Raw genomic sequence first — 21927 nt, forward strand, 5'->3', positions numbered from 1 at the left:
GGGCCGCCGCCCCGATAGCCAGCCAAATCTTTTCTCGATCTGGTCCGGAGTCCAGGACCGCCGAAGGCGGCCGGCGAAGCCGGCGGGCCGAAGGCCCGTCCTTGACGCCGGTCCGGATCGAGAACACCCTCCAAGCAAGGGTCGGCGGCCCCCGGTCCCCCGAAGAAACAGTCCCCGACAACCGCCAGAACGAACTCAACAAGTCGAAAACACCACGACCAGACCCGGAAGCGACCGTGTTGGTCTCGACACGCTCGCTGGCGCTCGCGGCTCGACCAGCGGCGGAGGCCGTCTCGTCGAGGAGACAGATGCGCCGACTCGGCAAAGGGCATCCTTGACGCCGGCCCAGATCGAGAACGGGGCGGCGGCCCACGGTCCCAAGAAAACCGGCCCCCAACCACTGTCCACGAACAGAAGGCCTCGACACGCACCTCCGGAATCAGACCCGGAAGCGACCGTGTTGGTCTCGACACGCTCGCTGGCGCTCGCGGCTCGACCAGCGGCGGAGGCGGTCTCGTCGAGAAGACAGATGCGCCGAGTCGGCACGCGTCGGCGGACAGGTGCGTCGAGTCAGCACCCGTGGGCGGGACAGATGCGTCGAGTCGGCACCCCTCGACGGGACAGATGCGTCGAGTCGGCACCCCTCGACGGGACAGATGCGTCGAGTCGACACCCCTCGACGGGACAGATGCGTCGAGTCGACACCCCACGACGAGACAGATGCGTCGAGTCGACACCCCACGACGAGACAGATGCGCCGAGTCGACGAGACAGTCAGGCGGTGAAGGGAGTGGTGCCGAAGCGGCCGACGACGATGAAGACGGCCAGGGCGAGGTAGGCGACGTTGACCATCACCAGCTTGGCCTGGCCGAGGCGGCCGTGGGTGATCATCGCGCCGATCATGAGCGCGACCCCGCAGGCGGCGGTGACGGGCACCATGACGGGCGCGATGTCGAGCACGGCGGGAAGGACGAGCCCGATGGCGGCCAGGATCTCGAGCACTCCGAGGGTCCGGACGAAGGCCGGGCTGGCGCCGCGGGTCCAGGCGGCGGCGTCGTGCTGGGACAGCTTGTCCAACGGTACGAAGGTCTTGGTGATGCCACCGGTCAGGGCGACGAGGGCCAGCAGTCCGGCGGTGATCCAAAGGGCGATGTGCATGTCTCTCTCCTGGTCTGTGGGTTCACCCCTGGAGACGAGACGGCTCCTCGTCGTGTGACGTGCGGTCGGTGCTCGGCGGGTAGGGGACCAGCGTCCCGGTGGAGCGGCCGAGATCGTCGAGCCTCCAGCCGAGGCGCTTGATCTGGCGCAGGATGATCGCGGACTCGACCACCTCGAGGGGCGCGAGGTCGCGCTGGAGGTGCTCGTGGAGGAGCATCGCGCTCTCGACCGAGCGGGTCCAGGTGCTGATCAGCAGGTTCGTCGGCCCGGGTAGGCCGACGACCTGGCGTACGCCGGGGGTGGCCCGGAGGCGGGCGACGCACTCGGCGACAGAGCCGACCGGCACCCGGCACCAGGTCTGCACGACGATGGGCAGCGGGGTCAGGCCCTGGGCGACCTCGCAGCGGAAGGTGAGGGCGTCGGAGGCGAGCAGGTGGCCGAGCTGGCGGCGGGTCGTCGACAGCGGCCGGCCGGTCTGGCGGGCGATGTCGGCCGCGCTGCTGCGGCCGTTGCGGATCAGTGCCTGGGTGAGGGCTGCGTACGGCTCGGCCCACGGGTTGACCGGGGTGGACGTGGCGCCGGTGTGGTCCGGGATCCGGGCCACGGCACGGGCGCGCTCGGGATCGAGCCCGCCGACCCGCCAGCTGCTCGCGTCGACGTGGAGCCGGGCGACGTGGTGGGCGCGTACGCCGAGAACGCCGGGGAGGGCGGACAGGTCGTCGAGGAGCAGCTTGGGCATGTCGCCGGGGCCGAGACCGACGGCCGTGACGATCAGGCCGAAGTCGCGGGCGGCCTCCTCGATGGTGATGATCATCGGCCACGCGGCCAGCTCCTGGGCGAGGGTGCCGGCCCGTCCGCCGACGCACGAGATCTCGGCGATGGCAAGGCTCGCTCCGTCGTGCCCCCGGACCCTCGGGTGGCCCATGACCCAGGCGCTGCCGTCGGCGCGCAGCCTGTCCCAGCGGCGGCTCAGGGTCGCCGGGGAGGTGCCGAGCGCGGCTGCGAGGTCGGTCCAGGACGCGCGCGGTCTGATCTGGAGCGCGTGGATGAGCGAAAAGTCGTCCTCATCCAGTGTCGCCATGGTCACATCCTGTCCGATGGCCCTGCCGGACGAGCGATTCGGTCCAATTCGCCGGCCGCCGACGCACCCGCCGCGATACTCGTCCCCGCCGTGAGCTCGGCCGTTCCGAGCCTGCCCGAGAGGACCCCGAGAAACATGACCCGACGCTGGACGAAGCGCCTGCTCCTGGCCGTACTCACCATTCTCGTGATCGGTGGCGGCGGCTTCTTCACGCTGGCGCCCGGGATCGTGGAGAACGGCCAGAACAAGATCCGTCCGGCCAGCCTGCCGGAGGTGACTCCCGAGACGCGAAGGTTGCACGACTCGCTGCAGGTCATCGACATGCACAGTGACACCCTGATGTGGGACCGCGACCTTCTCGAGCACTCGGACCGCGGTCACATGGACCTGCACCGGATGGAGGACGGCAACGTCGCGCTGCAGGTGTTCTCGTCGGTGTCGAAGTCGCCCAAGGGGCAGAACTACGACAGCAACACCGGCGACACCGACAACATCACGCTGCTGACCTTCGCCCAGCTCCAGCCGCCCCGCACCTGGACGTCGCTGCTCGACCGCTCGCTCTACCACGCCCAGAAGCTCGACAAGGCGGCAGCGGACTCCGAGGGCAAGCTGCGGCTGATCCGCACCCGTGCCGACCTCGATGCCCTGATCGCCGACCGTGAGGCCGGGAAGCAGGTCACCGGTGCGCTCTTCTCGGTCGAGGGTCTCCAGAACCTCGAGGGTGACTTCGACAACCTGGACACGCTCTACGACGCCGGCATGCGGATGGCGGGGTTCACGCACTTCTTCGACAACGAGGTGGCCGGCTCCATGCACGGTGTCGAGAAGGGCGGCCTCACCGACCTCGGGCGCCAGGTGTTCGCCGAGATGGAGCGTCGCGGCATCATCATCGACATCGCGCATGCCAGCCACGCCGCGGTCGCCGAGATGCTCGCGATGGCGACCAAGCCGGTCGTGCTCAGCCACGGCGGCGTACAGGCGACCTGCGACGTCAACCGCAACCTGACCGACGAGGAGGTACGCGGGGTCGCCGCGACCGGCGGCGTCGTCGGCGTCGGATACTGGGACGCCGCGGTCTGCGACCTGACCGTCGAGGCCGTCGTCGACGCCATCGACCATGTCGTCGAGGTCGGTGGCATCGAGACGGCAGCCCTCGGCAGCGACTACGACGGGTCCACCACCGTCGGCTGGGACACCAGCGATCTCGCCACCATCACCCAGGAGCTCGTCGACCGAGGCTATGACGAGACCGAGGTGGCCGCGATCATGGGCGGTAACACCGTGCGCGTGCTTCGCGCGACGCTGCCCGACTAGGGAGAGGTCCTCGCGGAGATCAGGGCCGCGAGGGTCCTCGCGCCGGTCACGATGTCGTGACCCAGGCGGGCGGCGGGTTCGGGCGCTTGGCTCTGCTGTCCTCCGCCGACAGCCACGATGAGATCGGGGCGGTGCTCACCTAAGGCGGTGATCACCGCGGTGGCGGCGGGGACGTCGGCGGTGGTGGGGATCGCCACCACCACGGCGGCGAGAGCGGGATCGTCGACGACACCGAGCCAGTCCTCGATCGGCAGGTCGGCCCCCAGGTAGTCGGTGTCCATGCCGTGCCGGCGGGCGGCGACGGCGAAGGCGAGGAGGCCGATCTCGTGCCGGCTGCCCGATGCCATTCCGAGGGCGATACGCGGTCCGCGGCCATAGGCGGCCGCTGCCTCGTAGGCGATGGCGAGGCGCCGCATCACCGCGTTCGAGGCCAGGTGCTCCCCGGCGACGCTGACCTCGCCGTCCGCCCACGCGTCGCCGAGCCTCACCAGCGCGGGAAAGACGAGCTCGGTCATCGCCGCCTCGAAGCTGCTGAGAGCGAACACCTGGTCCAGGGTCGTCGCCAGGTCGGTGGTGTCGAGTGCCGCCGCAGCGGTGGTCATTCTCCCGGAGAGATCGGGGGAGGGGTGGCTGCGGCTCCCGGGCGCCCACGCACCCGCGCTCGTGTCGTCGGCGGGCTGCGCGCGGTCGAGCCGGATCGCCTCGGTCGCGGCGAGGCCGACCGCCCAGCCCTGGTCCACCAGATGCTTCATCGAGCACAGCACGGCGACGTCGTGCTCGCTGTAGAGGCGGTAGCCGCTCTCCGACCTGTCTGGGGCGATGACTCCGTACCGACGCTCCCAGGCACGAAGCGTCGCGGTGGTGATGCCGACCCGCTGTGCCGCGTGCTTGATGGTGTACATCGGCTCGGCTACCGACCCAGTCGGTCCAGGGTCGTGCGCATCTGCTCGGACGCGGAGTCACCCAGCCGGGCGAACGCGGGGGTCAGCAGTGGGGCGACCATCCTGGCCATGCCTTTCAGTTCGAACTCGGCCACGTAACGCACAGATGTGCCGCCCGCGGCTGTCGGGACGAAGGTCATCGTGTCATGTGCCACGACCGTCTTGTTCTCGCCGCGTAGCACGACGCGTGTGCCGGGTTCGTAGACCTCCACCACGTAGGTGAGATCGGTGTTGCGCCCGAGGAAGCGAGAGGTGTTCGCGTACGTGGTCCCGACTCCGCCGTCCCCGGAGACGAGATCGGTGCGCACCGTGCCCGGGTCCCAGTGCTCGGTGTTCGTGAAATCGGCCAAGAAATCGAAAACGTCGGACGCCGGCGCGGAGGTCTCCACAGTGCGATCGATCTTCATCATCGTGCTCCTATTCAAACCTTTGACAAACCTTGAACAAGGATTGTACATTCGATGGCAGTTGCAAGCCAGGACCTACGTGAAGAGGAAGCCCCATGAGCCGAGCGGCCCACCCCCAGCGGCCGACCGTCGCCGTGATCGGCGGCGGGGTGTCAGGACTGACCGCGGCCTACGTTCTCGGCCGCACCCACGACGTCACGCTCTTCGAGGCCGATCAGCGGCTCGGTGGCCATGCGCACACCCACGACGTCTCGACCGCGTCCGATGCCGTTCTCCGCGTGGACAGCGGCTTCATCGTGATGAACGAGCGCACCTATCCGAACCTGATCCGCCTGTTCGGGGAGCTCGGTGTCGAGACCCGGCCGACCGAGATGAGCATGAGCATCGTCTGCGAGGACTGCGGCCTGTCCTACGCCGGCGGCAAGGGCCTGGGCGGCATCTTGGCCGACCCCCGTCGCATCGGCGACCCGCGCTTCGTACGCATGCTGGCGCAGGTGCCGCGGTTCCACCGCCGCGCCCGCCGCCTCCTCGAGACCGACAGTGATCTGACCTGGGGGGAGTTCCTCGACGAGGGCGGGTTCAGCGACTACTTCGTCCAGCACTTCGCGGTGCCGCTCGTCTCCTGCGTCTGGTCGTGCGGTGACGAGGACGCTGCCGCCTATCCGGCGCGGCACCTGTTCGCCTTCCTCGACCACCACGGGATGCTCCAGGTCACCGGGTCGCCCACCTGGCGCACGGTCGTGGGCGGCTCCCGTGCCTATGTGGACAAGATCGCCGAGCGGGTGGGCGAGGTCCGTGTCGGCGAGCCGGTGACCGCCGTGGTGCGGCACGCCGACGCGGTCGAGGTTCGCACGGAGGCCGGGTCCAGGCGCTTCGACCGCGTGGTGGTGGCGACCCACGCCGACCAGGCCCTGAGGCTCTTGGCCGACGCCACCCCCGAGGAGAAGGCCGACCTGGCCGCGATCGGCTACTCGCGGAACGAGACCTGGTTGCACCGCGACGCCGCCCTGCTGCCGGCCTCGCCCCGTGCCCGGGCGTCCTGGAACTATCGCCTCGCCTCGTGCGGCGGTGGCGCCGACAAGGTGGTCGTCAGCTACCGGATGAACCGGCTCCAGGGTCTCGAGGACCACGATGAGCACGTGGTGACGCTCAACGCCACCGAGCACGTCGACCCGGCCAAGGTCACCGCACGGATGAGCTACGAGCACCCGGTCTTCACCACCGAGGCGGTCGCGGCAGCGGCCCGGCTGCGTACGGCCGGCGGACCTCGCCTGGCCTTCGCCGGTGCCCACCTCGGTTGGGGCTTCCACGAGGACGGCTGTCGCTCCGGGGTCGAGGCGGCGGAGGCGTTCGGGGTGACGTGGTGATCCCGTCACCGGTCTTTCCCGAGGTGCCCGCGCTGGTCGTCGGCCAGGTCAGCCACGCCAGGCAGGTGCCGGTGCGGCACGCGTTCCGCCACCGCAGCTACCAGTGGCTCATCGACGTCGACGACCTGCCTCGGCTCCCGCTCTGGCTGCGTCCACTGGCCGGGTTCCGGGCCGAGGACCATCTCGACGGGGGTGCGTCGGGACAGGGCGTACGGGGTGATCTCGGCGCGTTCCTCGCCGGTCACGGCGTCGACCTCGCGCCGACCGACCGGGTGCTGATGCTGGCGAACGCCCGCGTTCTGGGCCATGTCTTCGACCCCCTCACCGTCTTCTGGGTGCAGTCGGACGACGGTGTGCTGCGCGCGGTCGTCTTCGAGGTCCACAACACCTACGGCGGCCGCCACGCCTACCTGCTCGACATCGATCGACGCGGGCACGCCAGCACCGACAAGGCCTTCTACGTCTCGCCGTTCAACGACGTGGCCGGGACCTATGACATCCGGCTACAGGTCGACCCGGGACAGGTCTCCGTGACCGTCGGGCTCGACCGCGACGGCGCACGCGTGCTCACCGCGACCACCCGTGGGACCCCGGAGCCCGCGACGCGTCGTGCGCTGCTGCGGGTCAGCCTCACCCACCTGCTGATGCCCCATCGGGTCAGCGCGCTCATCCGGTTCCACGGGATCCGGCTGTGGCTGCGCAGGTTGCCCGTCGTCCCTCGTCCCGCCCCACCGAAGGAAGTCACATCATGAGTGCAGAGCCGGTGTCGCTCGAGCTGCCGGTACAGAGGGAGCCCGCGGCCACCGCGGGCGTACGAGCCGGTGTCGCCAAGCAGGTTCTGCGTCTGGTGACCCGGCGGATCCCGGTCGACGTCGTGCTCCCGGACGGCGGCCTGCTCGACCAGCGGGGCGGGTCGCGTACGGAGGGGCGGCCGGGCATCGTCGTGCAGCGCCCGGAGTCGCTCTACCGACGGCTCGCGGAGAACCCGAAGATCGGCATCGGTGAGGCCTACACGGCCGGAGACTGGCATGCGGCCGAGGGCACCGACCTCGCGGACGCGCTGGCGCCGTACGCCGAACGCCTCTCCGGGCTGCTTCCCGGCTGGATGCTGCGGCTTCGCCGCCTCGTCGACCTGCCGATCCCCGCCGACCAGCGCGGCGCCGTGGAGCACACCCGGGAGAACATCTCGGCCCACTACGACCTGGGCAACGACATGTTCGCCGCGTTCCTCGACCCCAGCCTCAGCTACAGCTCGGCCCTCTTCGACCGCACCCGTCCGGTCGCCGACCAGGACCTGCAGGAAGCGCAGCTGCGCAAGGTCAACGCCGCCCTCGACCTGGCGGGCGTCGGCGCCGGTGACGACGTGCTGGAGATCGGTACGGGGTGGGGGACCCTCGCGATCGAGGCGGCGCGTCGCGGCGCCCGGGTCACCACCATCACGCTGTCTGTCGAGCAGGCGGCGCTGGCCAGGCAGCGGATCGAGGACGCTGGTTACACCGACAGGGTCGAGGTGGTGGTGCAGGACTACCGACACGCCACCGGCACCTTCGACGCCGTGGTCAGCATCGAGATGATCGAGGCGGTCGGCGAGCGCTACTGGCCCGACTACTTCGCGGCCCTGTCCCGCCTGGTCCGCCCCGGCGGCGCCATCGCGCTGCAGGCGATCCTCATGCCGCACCAGCGCTACCTGGCGACCCGGAACTCCTACGGGTGGATCCAGAAGCACATCTTCCCGGGCGGACTGATCCCGTCGACCACCGCGATCTCCGAGCAGGCCGGCCGGGTCGGCCTGACCGTGACGCGCACCGACAGGTTCGGCGCCGACTACGCCGAGACGCTCCGTCGCTGGCGCTCGGCCTTCCTGGCCGCGTGGCCGGCGATCCGGTCCGAGGAGTTCGACGAGGAGTTCCGCCGCACCTGGGAGTACTACCTGGCCTACTGCGAGGCGGGCTTCCGGGCCGAGGCCATCGACGTCGCCCAGATCCGCCTGGAGGCAGGCGGACGGGACCACTCATGACGACGTCGGTGATGTGGTTCCGGCGGGACCTGCGGCTGGGGGACCATCCCGCCCTGCAGGCCGCGGCCGCCGACGGGCACGTGGTGCCGCTGTTCGTGCTCGACCCGCGCCTGGCCGGCTCCGGGCGGAGGTGGGGGCGGCTGCTGGCCTCGCTCGCAGCACTGCGCGAGGAGACCGGCGGTGCGCTGGTGATCCGTGAGGGCGACCCGGCCGAGGTGGTGGCCCAGGTCGCCGCCGAGGCCGGAGCGAGCCGGGTGCACATCTCGACCGAGACGACCCCCTACGGCCGGCGGCGCGACGAGGCCGTGGAGCAACGGCTGGCGGACGCCGGCATCGGCCTGGTCGGCACCGGCAGCCCCTACGCCGTGACCCCGGGCAGGGTCCGGAACGCGACCGGGGCGCCCTACCGCGTCTTCACGCCGTTCCTGCGGGCCTGGCGGGAGCACGGGTGGAGGGCGCCGGCCGTCGAGGCTCGGGTCGAGTGGATGACCAAGCTCGATTCGGACCCGCTGCCGGACCATCCCGACGATCCCGACCATCTCGACCAGGAGGCCGGCGAGCGTGCGGCGCTCCACCGGTGGGAGGACTTCTGCGCCGAGGAACTGGCCGGCTATGCGACGGCCCGCGACCGGCCCGACCTCGACCGGACGAGCCGCCTCTCGACTGCCCTGAAGTTCGGCGAGATCCACCCGCGTACGCTGCTCGCCGATCTGGGGCAGCACGGCAGCGGTGCCTCCGCGGAGGATGTCGAGCGCTTCGTCGCCGAGCTGGCCTGGCGCGAGTTCTACGCCGACGTGCTCTGGCACGACCCCGGGTCGGCCTGGCGTGACCTGCGGGACAGCCTGCGAGGCATGCAGTACGACGATGCCCCCGAGCTGTTGGAGACGTGGAAGTCGGGCACGACCGGCTTCCCGTTCGTCGACGCCGGCATGCGCCAGCTGCTCGCCGAGGGCTGGATGCACAACCGGGTGCGGATGGTCGTGGCGAGCTTCCTGGTCAAGGATCTGCACATCTGGTGGCCGGCCGGCGCGCGACACTTCCTCGACCATCTCCTCGACGGCGACCTGGCCTCCAACTCCCACGGCTGGCAGTGGGCGGCGGGGACCGGGACCGACGCCGCGCCCTACTTCCGAGTCTTCAACCCGGTCACCCAGGGGCTTCGGTTCGACCCGCAGGGTGACTACGTCCGACGCTGGGTACCCGAGCTTCGTCACCTTCCGGGCACGGCGGCCCACGAGCCGTGGCGCCACCCCGAGGGGTTTGCCGAGGGCTACCCTGAACGCGTCGTCGACCATGCCGAGGAGCGGCGTGAGGCGCTGGCCCGGCTGACAGAGCTGAAGGACTCGACCTTATGACTTTGTTGCGTACGACGACCCACGAGTTCCGGCACACGGTGCCGGACGCGGCCGACGTCGTCTTCGACTGGCACGGCCGACCCGGCGCGTTCCAGCGGCTGGTGCCCCCGTGGCAGCCCGTCCGGATCGCCGAGGAGGCCCAGGACCTCGCCGGCGGCACCGCGGTGCTCGCCTTCCCGGCCGGCCGGCGATGGGTGGCCCAGCACCTGCCCGAGGAGTACGTCGCCGAGCACAGCTTCGCCGACCGCCTGGTCTCGCGCCCGTTCCTGGTGCCGGTGTCGTGGCACCACCGACACGACTTCGAGAGCGCCGGTGACGGCACCGCCGTGATCGACAGGGTCACGACGACACTGCCGAGGAGACTGCTCGAGCCGATGTTCGCCTACCGGCAGCGTCAGCTCGCCGACGACCTGGCGGCTCACCGCTCGGCGGCCGGCACACCTCGGCTCACCGTGGCGGTCACCGGCGCATCCGGCCTGGTGGGCAGCGCGGTCTCGGCCTTCCTCACCACCGGCGGACACACCGTCGTCCGCCTGGTGCGCCACCGCCCGAGCGCGCCCGACGAGCGCGCCTGGGACCCCGACCACCCCGACCCGGCCTCGCTGGCCGGGGTGGACGCCGTCGTCCACCTGGCCGGGCACAGCATCGCCGGCCGCTTCACCGACAGGCACAAGGAGCTGATCCGCGGCTCCCGCATCGGGCCGACCCGTCTGCTCGCCCGGGCCGCTGCGGAGGCCGGCGTGGGCGTCTTCGTCTGCGCTTCCGCGATCGGGATCTACGGCGCCGACCGCGGCGAGGAGGTCCTCACCGAGGACTCCACGACCGGGGACGACTTCCTCGCCCACGTCGTCCGCGACTGGGAGGAGGCGGCTCTGGCCGCGGTCGACGCGGACATGCGGGTCGTCCTGGTGCGCACCGGGATCGTGCAGAGCCCGCGAGGCGGGGCACTACGCCTGCAGCGGCCCCTGTTCGCCACCGGCCTCGGCGGCCCGATGGGGTCGGGGGAGCAGTGGCAGTCATGGATCGCGATCGACGACCTCGTCGACATCTACCACCGCGCTCTGGTGGATCCCGGCCTCTCTGGTCCGGTGAACGCCGTCGCGCCCACCCCGCTGCGGCAGCGTGCCTACGCCGCTGCCCTGGGGCGAGCACTGCACCGCCCGGCGATCCTGCCGACACCTTCGTTCGGCCCCCGCCTGCTCCTGGGCGGTGAAGGAGCGCAGGAGGTGGCCTTCGCCAACCAGCGGGTGGTCCCGCAACGGCTGCTCGGGCTCGAGCACCGCTTCCGGTTCGTCGAGGCCGAGCAGGCGCTGCGACATGTCCTCGGGAGCGTGCGCGCATGAGCCGGACAGCGCCTGACCAGGGTCTCGACCGCGTGCTCGACCGCACGGTCCTGCTGGGCTACTCCCGCCTCGGCTACGCGATCCGTCGCCGTCGTTGGGCCGAGAACGACCCACGTCCCGGAGCCCTGGCAGGGCGGACCGCCGTGGTCACCGGCGGCGGGAGCGGTCTCGGCGAGGCCACCGTGCTGGGCCTGGCCCGCCTCGGTGCACGGGTTCACATCCTCGTACGCTCACCCGAACGCGCCGCCCCCGCGGTCGCCCGGATCGAGCGGGTGCTGCGCGTCGAGGGGCGGACCGCCGAGCTCCGGACCGAGCGCTGCGACGTCTCCGATCCGGCCATGATCGACGCGTTCGCCGAAGACTTCTGCGCGCGCGACGACGGCCGCACCGCTCTCGACGTGCTCGTGCACAACGCGGGGGTCATGCCGCCCGAGCGGACCGAGTCGGTCGAGGGGCACGAGCTGTCCGTCGCCACCCATGTGCTCGGGCCGATCCGGCTGACCGAGCAGCTGCTGCCCGCCCTGCGCCGCTCGGAGCACGGCGCCAGGCAGGTCTTCGTCGCCTCGGGCGGGATGTACACCCAGCCGCTTCCCGTCGACGACCCCGAGTTCGAGCAGGGCACCTACCAGGGCGCCGTGGCCTATGCGAGGTCCAAGCGCATGCAGGTGGAGCTGGCACCGATCCTGGACCGGCGGTGGTCGCCTGACCGGATCTCCACCTTCGTCATGCACCCCGGCTGGGCGGACACACCGGGCCTCGCCCGATCGCTCCCCGCCTTCCGTACGTTGAGCCGACCGCTGCTGCGCCCGGCCGAGGAGGGCGCGGACACGGCGGTGTGGCTCGCGGCCACCGAGCCCGCCCCGCCGTCCGGCACCTTCTGGCACGACCGCCGCCAACGTCCCACGAGCTATCGGTCGGCGACCCGCCCGGGTCGCGGAGAGGCCGAGGCGCTGTGGAGCTGGGCGGCGGCCGCCGCCGGCCTGGACAGGCCTTAGTCCCGATGTCACCCGACGCATTCCCGCCACAACTCGAAACAACTCGAAAGGCCCGACCATGCGCTCCGCGCTAGCAGCTCTTGCCCGACTCACCACGAGGAAGGCCACGGCATGGCTGGTCCTGGTGATCACGGCTCTCCTGGCGGGTGCGGTGATGTTCGTCGGATCGTCCCTGAGCTCGGCCAGCTCGGCGCCTGACCCGCTGCCGGCGGATGCCGAGTCGGCCCGGGTCGCCGAGCTCCAGCAGAGCTTTCCGGGCGGGGACGTGCTGCCCGCCGTCGCGGTGGTCGAGCGTACGGGCGGTCTGACCGCGGAGGACCGGGCGTGGGTCGCCGAGGCGTCGAAGCGCTGGGCCGAGATCACCGGGGGCGAGGTCTCGCCGCCGATCCCGGCGACGGACGGCGACGCCCTGATCGTCGCGATCGACGTCGATGCCGACGTGACCGGACTCGATCTCACCGAGCTCGTCGCAGAGCTGCGGGACACGGTCGACGAGGACCGGCCCGACGGCCTCACCGTCCAGCTCACCGGAGGTGCCGCCTTCGCCGCGGACATCTCCTCGGCGTTCGAAGGCGCCGACGTGCGGCTGCTTCTCGTCACCGCCGCGGTCGTCGCGATCCTGCTGATCCTGACGTACCGCTCGCCGGTGCTGTGGCTCGTGCCCCTGATCGTGGTCGCGGTCGCCGACCGCACCGCCTCGGTGGTGACCCAGATCGTCGCGGACTGGGCCGGCAACGGGCTCGACGGCTCGACGTCGGGGATCACCAGCGTGCTGGTCTTCGGTGCCGGCACGAACTACGCGCTCCTGCTGGTCTCGCGCTACCGCGAGGAGCTCCGGCGGCACGCGCACCACCGCGATGCCCTGGCCGCCGCGGTGCGCGGTTCCGGCGAGGCGATCGTGGCCAGCAACCTCACGGTCGTGCTCGCGCTGCTGGCGCTGGTCTTCAGCGTCGCTCCCAACACCCGGTCCCTGGGGGTCTCGGCTGCGATCGGTCTGCTGGTGGCCCTCCTCTTCGCGCTCTTCGCCCTGCCCGCAGCGCTGTCGCTGTTCGGGCGCGGCCTCTTCTGGCCGTTCGTGCCGCGCGACGGCGAGGACGAGAAGTCCCGCGACGGTGTCTGGTTCCGGATCGCCCGCACCGTGGTGAGCCGCCCGGCGGCAGTGCTCGCCGTGGCCGCGGTGATCCTCGGCGTACTCGCCTCCGGACTCCTGGGCGTGAAGGTCGGGCTCTCGCAGACCGACCAGTTCCGTGTCGAAGCCGAGTCCGTCGACGGTCTGGACACCCTCTCGAAGCACTTCCCGCCGGGTGCCTCCGATCCGGTGACGATCGTGGTCGGAGCCGACAAGGCCGACGCGGTTCTCGCGCAGGTCAACCAGCTGGACGGGGTCGACAGCGCGCGCCCGTCGAGCGAGAGCGGCGACCTGGTGAAGATCACCGCGACGCTGGAGGACGCACCTGCGACCCCGGAGAGCATCGAGACGATCGAGACGATGCGCAGCGAGCTGGCCGGGACCGGCGCTCTGGTCGGCGGCAGCGTGGCCAAGGACCTGGACAGCCGCAACGGTGCCGAGCGTGACCTCAAGGTCGTCGTGCCGCTGATCCTGCTGGTGGTGCTGCTGGTGCTCTTCGCGGTGCTGCGGTCGATCGTGACCCCGCTGGTGCTCGTCACCATCAGCGTGATCGCCACCTTCTCGGCCCTCGGCCTGGGCGCCTGGGTGAGCACTCATGTCTTCGGGTTCCCCGCGCTCGACGTCAGCACACCGATCTACGCCTTCCTGTTCCTGGTGGCGCTCGGCGTCGACTACACGGTGTTCCTCGTCCTCCGCGCGAGGGAGGAGACCGCCGAGCACGACACGGTCGATGCGATCGTCATGGCGGTCGGGCTGACCGGTGGTGTCATCACCAGCGCCGGCATCGTGCTGGCCTCGGTGTTCGCGGTGCTGGGCGTGCTGCCCCTGATCACGCTGACCCAGGTGGGCCTGATCGTGGGTCTGGGAATCCTGCTGGACACCTTCCTCGTCCGCACCGTGGTCGTGCCGGCGGTCTTCGCCCTGGTCGGCGACAAGATCTGGTGGCCCGCCGCGATCGCCCGCCGGCACACCGAGGAACCGATGGTCAGCGACCCGCGCTGAGCACGCGGGCTGCCTCCCGGCCGGCGGCAGCGTTGACGACGCCGGCGCGGGAGCCCGCGAGCTTGGCGGCGATGTGCTCGTCGACGGTGACGTCGCGGTAGAGGCGGGGGTGCTCGTCGTCGACGAACCCCGGCAGCGGGCCGATCTCCGCCGCGGCATCACCGTCGAAGAAGTACGCGGCCGACCGGCGTCGCTGGATGGTGCCGTCGACGATCGGCGGCTTGACCCGGTGCAGCGTCGAGAGCCACTGCTCGTTCGTCAGCCGGGTCGTGAGGTCGCCGAGGTTGATCAGGAGCGCGCCCTCGGCCGGGCTGACGTCGTGCCACTCGCCACCGTGCAGGACCTGGAGGCCCTTGACCCGGTCGGCCCACAGGATCGTGACGATGCCGTAGTCGGTGTGCTCGCCCATCCCGATCATGTCCTCGTCGAGCTCGACCCGGGTGCCTTCGGGGAGGGCGTAGTTGTTCATCCGCAGGACCTCGATCGGGTGGGCCGCGAGGCTCGCGATCGTGCCGCGTTCCAGGTCGAGCGCGTCCTCGAAGATCGTGACCATGGTGCGTGCGACCCGGGCGGCCTCGGTGCGCCAGGCGTCGACACGCCCGCGGAACCCGTCCAGGGCGGGCCAGGTGTTCTCTGCGTAGTGCGCGGCGACCAGGTCGGCGTCGGGGTGGTCGGAGACCGACGAGCCGACGTTGAAGGCCTCGAAGAAGTCCTTCATCCGGGTCTCGGACTGCACGCCGGCGCTGAGCGCGAGCGTCTCCGACTTCGGCGGGGTGTAGCCGCGGTTCTCGGCGGCCGGACGGCGCCACCGGGTCTTCTCCACGAGCGGCAGGGCGAAGAGGTCGTCCATGGCCGCGGCCAGGCCTTCGGCTGCCGACGGAGCGACGTCGTGGCCGAGGATCTGGATGAAGCCGACCTCACGGCAGGCGGTGTCGATGGCGGCCGCGACGGCCGCCTTCTCCTGGGGCGTTCCGCCGCGGACGTACGCAGCGATGTCGACGGCGGGGACGTGGAAGGCGGGGACGTGGAAGGCGCTCACGGATGTTCTCCTTGCTCGAAGCAGACGGGTGGTCGTGCCCGGAGGTGTCCGCTTTCCCGGCCAGGAGGCCTTGCTGTCCGTTGAACTCGGGCACCACCACAGTAGAACGCCGAGGTTTCCGCACTATTTCGGGCCGAGCCGACCAGACCAGGCGTCGCGCGCGGCGAGCGCCGTATAGTCCGTCATCGACCGCTCATCACCTCGGGTCGACATCTTTGCCGGTCCGAGGAGTGCGCAGGCCGGATGAGGGCCGACTCGATAGGATTTCGTGGTGACTCACCAGGCTCGGGGCCTCGACGGAGGCCAGGGTGCGCCGTGAAGGCTCGTTCGGTCCCTGGCTCCGGCAGATGCGCGAGGCGCGCTCGCTGACCCAGGGTGCGCTGGCCCGCGCCTCGGGTCTCAGCGTCGCCTCGATCCGGGATCTCGAGCAGGGGCGGACGAGGCGTCCGCGGACGTCCTCGCTGCGTGCGCTCGCCGACGCGCTGGACCTCACCGAGGAGGAGACGGCCCGGTTCGCCGAGGACCCCACGCCGGGTCGCGAGGCGGCCGAGAGCGCCGAGGCGAGCATCGCCGTCCTCGGCCCGACCGTCGTCGTCCGTGACGGGGCGCAGCTCGACGTGCCCGACCAGGTCGGGCTGCTGCTGAGGCGGCTGGCTCTGGAGCCGGGGGAGAGGGTCGCTCGCGACGAGCTGCTCGACCTGCTGTGGCCGGAGCTGACCTCCGAGGCCGCGGGCCGGCGGATGGCCCAGCTGCTCCGGCGCCTGCGTGCCCTCGTCGCGCCGATCGCGGTCACCCAGGAAGGCAGCACCCTGCGCCTGGAAGCCTCCGCCGACGAGCTCGACCTGGTCCGGTTCCGGGAGCTGGTCGAGAGCGACGACCTGGACGCGCTGACCGAGGCCGTGCGCCTGTGGCGTGGGCGTCCCGAGGGGTTCGAGCAGGCGCCGTGGCTCTCGGGCGCGGTCGAGGACGAGTACGTCGCGGTCGTGCTCAGCTGGGCGAGCCGGGCCGCGGAGGAGGGCCAGGTCATCGAGGCACTCCCGGTCGTGGGCGAGCTCGCCCGGCTGCGGCCGCTGGACGAGCCGCTGTGGGCGGCGTACGTGAAGGCGCTGGCGACGGCCGGGCGCCAGGCCGAGGCGCTCGCGGCCTACGACACCGCTCGGAAGGCTCTGGCCGAGGAGCTCGGGCTGGACCCGAGTCCGGTGCTCGAGGACGTGCACCAAGGCACGCTGGAAGGACGCTGGCACGCCAGACGACCGACGCTGGTCGAGGGCGCGCGCCGGCGGAACGTACCTCGCGAGATGCCGGCGGCGCGGGTGCTGATCGGACGCGATGCCGAGCTGGCGACCCTGGAGGCTGGGCTCGGCGAGCGCGACGGCGACGGGGGCGGTGCGGCGGTGCTGGTCACCGGTCCGGCGGGCTCCGGCAAGAGTGCGCTGGCGCTGAGCGCGGCGGCCCGGCTGAGCGGCGACTTCCCCGGCGGCCAGCTCTACGCCGACCTCCACGGCGTCTCGGGCGAGGCCGTGGAACCCGGCTCGGTGCTGAGGCGGTTCCTGCGCTCGCTCGGCCTCTCCGGCCAGCAGATCCCGACCGACGACGCCGACGCCGCGGCGCTGTTCCGCAGCGAGCTCTCCGACCGGCGGATGCTGATCGTGCTGGACAGCGTCGACAACCCCGGCCAGGTCATCCCGTTGCTGCCCGGTATCGGGGCCACCCGGACGATCATCACCAGCCGCCACCGGCTGCCGGCCCTCGCGGGCATGATCGACCTCTCGCGACAGATCCACCTCGGCGAGCTCGGCACCGACGCCTCCGTCGACCTCATCGGCGCGATCGTCGGCCAGGAGCGCGTCGCCGCCGCACCTCGGGCGAGCGAGTCGCTGGCGTTGGCCTGCGGCCGCCTCCCGCTCGCGCTCAGGATCGCCGCGGCCCGGTTGCTGAGCCGCCCGGAATGGTCGATCGAGACCTACGCCGACCGACTCACCGCTAGCTCGCACCGCCTCGCCGAGCTGGCCGTCGGCGAGGTGAGCGTCGCGGCCAGCCTCGAGATCTCCTATGCCGCGATGCCGACCGAGGCGCAGCGCGCCTTCCGGCTGTGCTCGCTGATCTCGGCCTACGACTTCGACCCCGCCCCGGCGTGCGCCGTCCTCGACCGCGACCCGGACTCGACCCTCCAGCTGCTCGAGGACCTGGTCGACGCCAACATGCTGCAGACGGTCAGTCCCGACGACAGAGCCGACGACGGTGTCGGCCGCTACCACTACCACGACCTGCTCCGGCTCCATGCCGGCGATCTGGCCGCCGCCGACGACGAGCGGCCGCAGGCTCAGGGGCGCCTCGCCGACTGGCTGCTCGACACCACGGTCAGCGCCGCCGACACCATCTATCCGGGCCGCCTGCGAGCCCTGGAGATCGAGCCTTCGCCGCAGATCCGTTTCGAGTCGGCCGACGAGGCCCGCACCTGGCTCGACCGCGAGGCGCAGCTGCTGATCGCGTTCGTGGGACAGGCCGGACCCGACCCGCACCGGCGCCACTACGCCTGGAAGCTCGTCGACCAGTCCCGGATCCACTACCGAACCCGCCTGGACGTGACCACCTACCTCGACCTCGTCACGGTCGGTGCCGAGGCCGCGATGCACGAGGACGAGGTCCGTGCCGAGGCGTTCCTGCGTACGCTGCGCTCCGACGTCCTCGAGGTCCTCGGTCGGATGGACGAGTCCTGGGCGGAGGCGGACAGTGCTCGACGTCTCCTCGACTCGAGCGACTGGACGCAGGGGAGGGCCTTCGCGGCCATCGTCGAGGGCCACCGCTACCGCGTCGCCGACTCCGGGCGCGAGGCCGAGGCCTCCTACGTGCGGGCGCTCGAGATCCTCGGCGAGGAGAAGGGCACCGAGGGGCTGCGTTCCTGGGCGCACCAGGCTCTCGGCATCACCTGCACCGAGCAGGGCCGCTTCGAGGAGGCGCGCGCCAACCAGCTCAAGGCGGTCGAGCTGAGCGAGGCTCAGGGCACGCCGACCCCTCTCGAGCTCGCCACCCTGGCGGCGGCCGAGCGCGCCCTGGGCATGCTCGACTCGGCGGGCTCACGGCTGGAGTCGGCGCTGGCGCAGGCGACGCACAACCGGAGCCCGTTCGCCGAGGCCAACGTGCTCGAGGAGCTCAGCCTGCTCGCCCTCGTCCGGGGCGACCACACCGCCGCGCTCGAGCTCGCCGACCGGGCTCACCTGACCGCGCGAGCCCATGGTGACGTACGTTTCGTGGCTTCGACGGCGTGCAGCTATGCCGCCGCCCTCTACGCGACCGGGAGCCACCGCGACGCCGCCGAGACCTATGAGTACGCGGTCCGGCTCAGCCACGCGCACGTGGCCTCGTTCACCGAGACCCGTGCCCGGATCGGGTTGGCGAGGACGCTCCACGCCGAGGGGGACGACGACGCCGCCCGGGTCCACGCCCACCGGGGCCGTCAGCTGGCCGCCGAGCACGGCTTCGCCCCGCTGCGGGGCGAAGCCGACCGGATACTCGAACGGCTCTAGTCCACCTTGGACGGGTGCTTGGCCAACGGGGTGACCTGGACGTCCATGTAGGGGAACAGCGGTAGCCCGGAGAGGATCTGGTGGAGCTCGTCGTGGGACTCGACGTCGAAGACCGAGAAGTTGGCGTACTCCCCGGCGATCCGCCACAGGTGCGGCCACTTCCCGGCGCGCTGGAGCTCCTGGGCGTAGGCCTTCTCGCGGGCGATCGTGTCGTCGCGGACGTCCGGATCCAGGTCGTGCGGGATCCGGACGTCCATGCGTACGTGGTAGAGCATCAGCCGCGAACCGGGTCGAGCACGAAGCCGTAGTCGACGCTCACCGAGCCGTCGTCGCCGGCGACGGGCGCGAGCACGAGCTCGGGCTTGACGGCCGAGGCGATGTCGTCGTCGTTGTGCTCGTCACCGGGGAAGTAGAGCTGGGCGGTGAGCAGCTCGTGACCCGGGGCCGACACCTTGACGTGCAGGTGCGCCGGACGCCAGGCGTGCCAGCCGGCGGCGGCGATGAGCTTGCCGCAGGAGCCGTCGGTCGGGATCTGGTAGGGAGCCGGCTGGATCGTGTGGATCTCGAAGGCGCCGTCGGACCCGACGGTGAAGCTGCCGCGCAGGTTCCACTCCGGGATGCCGGGGGCGAACTGCGAGTAGAAGCCGTCGGCGTCGGCGTGCCACAGCTCGACCTTGGCGCCGTCGAGCGGGGTGCCGTCGGTGGAGGTGATCGTGCCGGTCCAGGTCAGCGGGGTGCCGGACTCGCCGTCGCGCATCGGGATGGTGCCGTTCGCGCCCTGCTCCGGGGCCGCGGGGACGTAGTAGGGGCCCTCGATGGTGCCCTTGTTGCCCTCGCGGTGCTCGGTGGCGACCTTCTCGATCTCGTGCTCGACCCAGACGTCGAGGAAGAGCGGCCACTCGCCGTCCTTGCCGACCTGGATCAGCCACGCCTTGAGCGCGTTGTACTCGTCGTAGCTGACCTTCTCCTCGCGGATCGTGTCGTAGATCGCGCCGAGCACGCGCTTGGCGAGCGCGTCGACGCGCTCGGGCGGGGTGTCCTTGACGGCCTCGAAGGGCGACTTGTCGGCAGCGAACCGCTCGGTGGCGGAGGCGCCGGAGGCGGCCGCGGAAGCTGCCTCGGTGGACTCGAGGGTCTGGTCGGTGGTCATGGGTGTGTCCTCTCGTGTTGCGGTGGGGTCAGGTGTTCAGTTGTCGGTGCGGTAGCGATCGAGCTTCTCCGGATCGATCTCGACCCCGAGGCCGGCACCAGGACGTACGGCGAGCTCGCCGTCGCGGATCTCGAGCGGCTCGGTGAGCAGGTCATCGGCCATGTCGAGGAAGTTGGAGAGCTCACCGGCGCGGCGGGAGGTGAGCCGGTGAGCCGCGCCGAAGGCGATCGAGCAGGCGCTGCCGAGCTGGCCGTCGATCTGGTTGCCCATCACGACCTCCAGCCCGAGGCCCTCGGCGAGATGGAGCACCTGCTGCGACCCGGTGAAGCCGGTGCGCGCGGTCTTGATGCTGATCGCGGTGGCGGAGCCGCCGAGCACCTCGCGGGTCACATCGGCCGCCGTCGGGACCGACTCGTCGGCGATGAACGGCACGTCGACCTGGCTGACCAGCCAGCGGCGCCCGAGGACGTCGTCGGCCGGGTTGAGCTCCTCGGCGAAGAGCAGGTCCAGGTCCGCCATCTGCTTCATCGCGCGGGCGGACTCGGCCGCGGTCCAGCCGCGGTTGCCGTCGACGTACAGCTCGATCTCGGCACCGAACCGCTCGCGCAGCGCACGGACGACGGCGGTGTCGAGCTCGATGGGGGAGCGCCCGACCTTCACCTTGAACGTCGAGATGCCGTACGTCTCCCGCATCCGCTCCGCCTCGGCGACCATCGCCTCGGGGGTGTCGAAGCCGAGCATGTGGGAGACCCGCATCCGGTCGGTGAAGGCACCGAGCAGGTCGACGACCCGTAGGTCCAGAGTCTTGCCGAGCGCATCCCACATCGCCATGTCGACGGCGGCCTTCGCGGTCGGGTTGCCGACGGTGCGCTCCATCAGGGCGCGGGCCGTCTCGCGCTCGAGCAGGGTGAGCCCGGCGAGCTGCGGAGCGAAGAGCTGGTCGATGACGGCGATGATCCCGGCCTGGGTCTCGCCGTAGGTGAACGGCCGCGGCGGCGCCTCGGCGACACCCACGACACCGTCGTCGGTGTGCACCCGGACGAGCACGTGCTGGGCGGTGTGGACCTCGCCGGAGGCGAAGCGCAGCGGCTTGCGGTAGGGGATGGCGAACGGGATCGCCTCGATCTTGGTGATCTTCATGATCGGGGAACTTCCAGACGGGGTGCGGTGAACAGGTCGGCGGCCTCGAGGATCTCGATGACGGCGTCGACGACGGGGTTGTCGTCATCGGTGCGGTAGGCGAGGGAGAGCTCGACGCTGCCGGCGTCGAGCAGGTCGCGGAAGACCACGCCCTCCAGCGGGAGGGCCCGGACCGAGGCCGGGACGACCGCCACGCCGAGGCCCGCGGCGACCAGCGCCAGCAGGACCGCGGTGCTGGGCGCCTCGTGCTCGCGGCGCGGCACGAACCCGGCCTCGCGGCAGCTGCGCAGGACCGCCTCGTTGACCGCCGAGTCGCGGGCGCTGTAGGCGATGAACGGCTCGGTGCGCAGGTCGGCCAGGGCGACGACGGGCTCGACGGCGAGCCGGTGGTCGACGGGGATGGCGAGCGCGAGCGGCTCGACCTCGAGGGTGCGCAGGGTCAGCCCCTCGCCGGTCGCGGGCGGCCGCAGTACGCCGAGGTCGAGGGCCCCGCTCTGCAGTCGCTCGCACTGGGCCGGGGTGAGCAGGTCGGCGTGGATCTCGAGCGCCACCTCGGGCAGCTCGCGCTTGACCACCCGGGCGATGCCGGGCAGGTGCGAGAACGAGGCGGTGCCGGTCAGGCCCAGGCGGACCAGGCCGTGGCGGCCGGCCCCGATGCGGCGTACGCCTCGGACGCTGTCGTCGACGGCGGCCAGGATCCGCGCGGCCTCGGTGCGCAGGAACTCGCCGGCCGGAGTGAGGGAGACCTGCCTCGTCGTCCGGGTGAAGAGGGTGACGTCGAGCTCGGACTCGAGCTGGCGGATCGCCTGGGAGAGCGCCGGCTGGGCGATGTGCAGCTGCGCCGCGGCCTGCCCGAAGTGGCAGGTCTCGGCGACCGCTGCGAAGTACCGCAGGTGGCGTAGCTCCATGAAAAGCGCTCCTCGGAAACGTGGTGACGATCGCCACACTAGGCCTGCGATAGA

The 21927-nt window shown here is 71.3% G+C and carries 18 protein-coding genes; 9 read left to right on the forward strand and 9 right to left on the reverse strand.

Going from position 1 to position 21927, the window contains the following annotated elements; all coding sequences use genetic code 11:
* Positions 1–774: 774 nt before the first annotated feature.
* Both ACIRON_RS07820 and ACIRON_RS07825 read right to left on the reverse strand, forming a co-directional pair.
* Entirely contained in the window at positions 775–1158 is a 384-nt protein-coding gene (locus tag ACIRON_RS07820) for a DoxX family protein (RefSeq protein WP_402991206.1), read from the reverse strand.
* Positions 1159–1180: 22 nt separating this feature from the next.
* On the reverse strand, positions 1181–2239 hold the full coding sequence (locus ACIRON_RS07825) for an Lrp/AsnC family transcriptional regulator (protein WP_402991208.1): 1059 nt from the start codon (positions 2237–2239) through the stop codon (positions 1181–1183).
* A 135-nt stretch (positions 2240–2374) separates the two neighbouring features.
* Between ACIRON_RS07825 and ACIRON_RS07830 the strand changes: the two genes are divergently transcribed.
* Positions 2375–3553: a dipeptidase gene (locus tag ACIRON_RS07830; RefSeq protein WP_402991211.1), complete on the forward strand. Its 1179-nt coding sequence runs from the start codon at positions 2375–2377 to the stop codon at positions 3551–3553.
* On the opposite strand, the gene ACIRON_RS07835 is transcribed toward ACIRON_RS07830, so the two are convergent.
* On the reverse strand, positions 3550–4455 hold the full coding sequence (locus ACIRON_RS07835) for a MerR family transcriptional regulator (protein ID WP_402991214.1): 906 nt from the start codon (positions 4453–4455) through the stop codon (positions 3550–3552). The two genes, ACIRON_RS07830 and ACIRON_RS07835, sit on opposite strands and share 4 nt — an antisense overlap.
* Before the next feature lie 8 nt (positions 4456–4463).
* Complete coding sequence (locus ACIRON_RS07840; protein WP_402991217.1) at positions 4464–4901, reverse strand: SRPBCC family protein; 438 nt, start codon at positions 4899–4901, stop codon at positions 4464–4466.
* A gap of 95 nt (positions 4902–4996) precedes the next feature.
* Here ACIRON_RS07840 and ACIRON_RS07845 point away from each other — a divergent pair, with 95 nt between their 5' ends.
* The 7 genes from ACIRON_RS07845 to ACIRON_RS07875 are packed head-to-tail and all read left to right on the forward strand — an operon-like array spanning position 4997 to position 14109.
* Positions 4997–6268, forward strand: a complete 1272-nt coding sequence (locus tag ACIRON_RS07845; protein WP_402991220.1) for an NAD(P)/FAD-dependent oxidoreductase — start codon at positions 4997–4999, stop codon at positions 6266–6268.
* On the forward strand, positions 6265–7020 hold the full coding sequence (locus ACIRON_RS07850) for a DUF1365 domain-containing protein (RefSeq protein WP_402991223.1): 756 nt from the start codon (positions 6265–6267) through the stop codon (positions 7018–7020). Before ACIRON_RS07845 ends, ACIRON_RS07850 begins: the two co-directional genes overlap by 4 nt.
* The gene (locus ACIRON_RS07855; RefSeq protein ID WP_402991225.1) at positions 7017–8285 is read left to right on the forward strand and encodes a class I SAM-dependent methyltransferase; all 1269 of its coding nucleotides are present in this window, start codon (positions 7017–7019) and stop codon (positions 8283–8285) included. Before ACIRON_RS07850 ends, ACIRON_RS07855 begins: the two co-directional genes overlap by 4 nt.
* A complete protein-coding gene (locus ACIRON_RS07860; protein ID WP_402991228.1) occupies positions 8282–9640 on the forward strand; it encodes a cryptochrome/photolyase family protein in 1359 nt (452 codons plus the stop codon). Before ACIRON_RS07855 ends, ACIRON_RS07860 begins: the two co-directional genes overlap by 4 nt.
* Entirely contained in the window at positions 9637–10983 is a 1347-nt protein-coding gene (locus ACIRON_RS07865; RefSeq protein WP_402991231.1) for a TIGR01777 family oxidoreductase, read from the forward strand. The genes ACIRON_RS07860 and ACIRON_RS07865 overlap by 4 nt, the downstream gene beginning before the upstream one ends.
* Positions 10980–11978, forward strand: coding sequence for an SDR family NAD(P)-dependent oxidoreductase (locus ACIRON_RS07870; protein ID WP_402991234.1), 999 nt, complete (start codon positions 10980–10982; stop codon positions 11976–11978). Before ACIRON_RS07865 ends, ACIRON_RS07870 begins: the two co-directional genes overlap by 4 nt.
* Positions 11979–12036: 58 nt before the next feature.
* Entirely contained in the window at positions 12037–14109 is a 2073-nt protein-coding gene (locus ACIRON_RS07875; RefSeq protein WP_402991237.1) for an MMPL family transporter, read from the forward strand.
* Here ACIRON_RS07875 and ACIRON_RS07880 read toward each other — a convergent pair.
* Positions 14093–15148, reverse strand: coding sequence for an isopenicillin N synthase family dioxygenase (locus ACIRON_RS07880; protein WP_402991240.1), 1056 nt, complete (start codon positions 15146–15148; stop codon positions 14093–14095). The genes ACIRON_RS07875 and ACIRON_RS07880 overlap by 17 nt on opposite strands.
* Before the next feature lie 308 nt (positions 15149–15456).
* On the opposite strand from ACIRON_RS07880, the gene ACIRON_RS07885 reads away from it, so the two are divergent.
* Positions 15457–18675 (forward strand): BTAD domain-containing putative transcriptional regulator, encoded by a 3219-nt coding sequence (locus tag ACIRON_RS07885; protein ID WP_402991243.1) that lies wholly within the window; start codon positions 15457–15459, stop codon positions 18673–18675.
* Here the strand turns inward: ACIRON_RS07885 and catC are convergent.
* Genes catC through ACIRON_RS07905 form a run of 4 tightly spaced genes read right to left on the reverse strand, consistent with a single transcriptional unit; the run spans position 18672 to position 21873 of the window.
* A complete protein-coding gene (gene catC / locus ACIRON_RS07890; RefSeq protein WP_008361945.1) occupies positions 18672–18950 on the reverse strand; it encodes a muconolactone Delta-isomerase in 279 nt (92 codons plus the stop codon). The two genes, ACIRON_RS07885 and catC, sit on opposite strands and share 4 nt — an antisense overlap.
* Positions 18950–19825 carry a catechol 1,2-dioxygenase gene (gene catA / locus ACIRON_RS07895; protein WP_402991246.1) on the reverse strand — a complete coding sequence of 292 codons (876 nt, stop codon included), beginning with the start codon at positions 19823–19825 and terminating at the stop codon, positions 18950–18952. The genes catC and catA overlap by 1 nt, the downstream gene beginning before the upstream one ends.
* A gap of 36 nt (positions 19826–19861) precedes the next feature.
* Positions 19862–20965: a mandelate racemase/muconate lactonizing enzyme family protein gene (locus tag ACIRON_RS07900; protein WP_091051026.1), complete on the reverse strand. Its 1104-nt coding sequence runs from the start codon at positions 20963–20965 to the stop codon at positions 19862–19864.
* The gene (locus ACIRON_RS07905; RefSeq protein ID WP_402991250.1) at positions 20962–21873 is read right to left on the reverse strand and encodes a LysR substrate-binding domain-containing protein; all 912 of its coding nucleotides are present in this window, start codon (positions 21871–21873) and stop codon (positions 20962–20964) included. The genes ACIRON_RS07900 and ACIRON_RS07905 overlap by 4 nt, the downstream gene beginning before the upstream one ends.
* Between the last annotated feature and the right edge of the window lie 54 nt (positions 21874–21927).

It is taken from the genome of Nocardioides sp. NPDC101246 (assembly GCF_044767415.1).
Taxonomy (GTDB): domain Bacteria; phylum Actinomycetota; class Actinomycetes; order Propionibacteriales; family Nocardioidaceae; genus Nocardioides.